Raw genomic sequence first — 1,371 nt, 5'->3', positions numbered from 1 at the left:
CATGTCTTCGGTCACCGAACAGAAACCGCCGGGCGCCGGCGGCTCGGTCGAGCTCTCGATCGGCGGCATGACCTGCGCGTCGTGCGCCAACCGCATCGAGCGCAAGCTCAACAAGCTCGACGGCGTGAGCGCGACGGTGAACTACGCCACCGAGAAGGCCAAGGTCACCTTCCCCGGTGACCTCGATCCGCTGGCGTTGATCGCCGAGGTGGAGAAGGCCGGCTACACCGCCGCGTTGCCCGCCCCGCCCGCGGGCGAGGACGGCGGCGCGCCCGCGCAGGAGGCGGACGAGCTGCGGCCGCTGCGCGCCCGGCTGATCACCGCCGTGGTGCTGTCGGTGCCGGTCGTCGCGATGGCGATGATCCCGCCGCTGCAGTTCACCTACTGGCAGTGGCTCTCGCTCACCCTGGCCGCTCCGGTGGTGGTGTACGCGGGGTGGCCGTTCCACAAGGCCGCCTGGACCAACCTGCGCCACGGCGCGGCGACCATGGACACCCTGATCTCGCTCGGCACGATCGCGGCGCTCGGCTGGTCGCTGTGGGCGCTGTTCTTCGGCAGCGCCGGCACGCCGGGCATGACCCATCCGTTCGCGTTCACCATCGAGCGCACCGACGGCTCGGGCAACATCTACCTGGAGGCCGCCGCGGGGGTGACCGCGTTCATCCTGGCCGGGCGCTACTTCGAGGCCCGCTCCAAGCGCCGCGCGGGCGCCGCCCTGCGCGCCCTGCTGGAGCTGGGCGCCAAGGACGTCGCGGTGCTGCGCGGCGGCGGCGAGGTGCGCATCCCGAGCGACCGGCTGCAGGTCGGGGACCGCTTCGTGGTGCGACCCGGCGAGAAGATCGCCACCGACGGCGTGATCGAGGAAGGTTCCTCGGCCGTGGACGCCTCGATGCTGACCGGCGAGTCGGTGCCGGTGGAGGTAGGTCCCGGTGACGCGGTGACCGGAGCCACGGTCAACGCCGGCGGGCGGCTGGTCGTCCGCGCCACGCGGGTCGGGTCCGACACTCGGCTGGCCCAGATGGCCAAGCTGGTGGAGGAGGCCCAGACCGGCAAGGCGCAGGTCCAGCGGCTGGCCGACCGCATCTCCGGCGTCTTCGTGCCGATCGTGATCGCCCTCGCCCTGGGCACGCTGGGGTTCTGGCTCGGCACCGGGAGCGGCGCGGGCGCCGCCTTCACCGCGGCCGTGGCGGTGCTGATCATCGCCTGCCCGTGCGCCCTGGGCCTGGCCACCCCGACCGCGCTGCTGGTCGGCACCGGCCGGGGCGCCCAGCTCGGTATCCTGATCAAGGGGCCGGAGGTGCTGGAGTCCACCCGCGCGATCGACACGGTCGTGCTGGACAAGACCGGCACGGTCACCGAGGGCAAGATGAC

General features: G+C 72.9%; 1 protein-coding gene. It reads left to right on the top strand.

Features of this window, described 5'->3' with window-relative positions; all coding sequences use genetic code 11:
• Position 1 precedes the first annotated feature (1 nt).
• On the top strand, positions 2-1,371 hold a 1,370-nt coding region (locus MYF83_RS42180), incomplete at its 3' end, for a heavy metal translocating P-type ATPase (RefSeq protein ID WP_248966437.1).

Source organism: Sphaerisporangium perillae (genome assembly GCF_023276435.1).
Lineage (GTDB): Bacteria > Actinomycetota > Actinomycetes > Streptosporangiales > Streptosporangiaceae > Sphaerisporangium > Sphaerisporangium perillae.
Note: the sequence above shows the minus strand (reverse complement) of the source record. Positions and strands in the feature narration are given on the sequence as shown.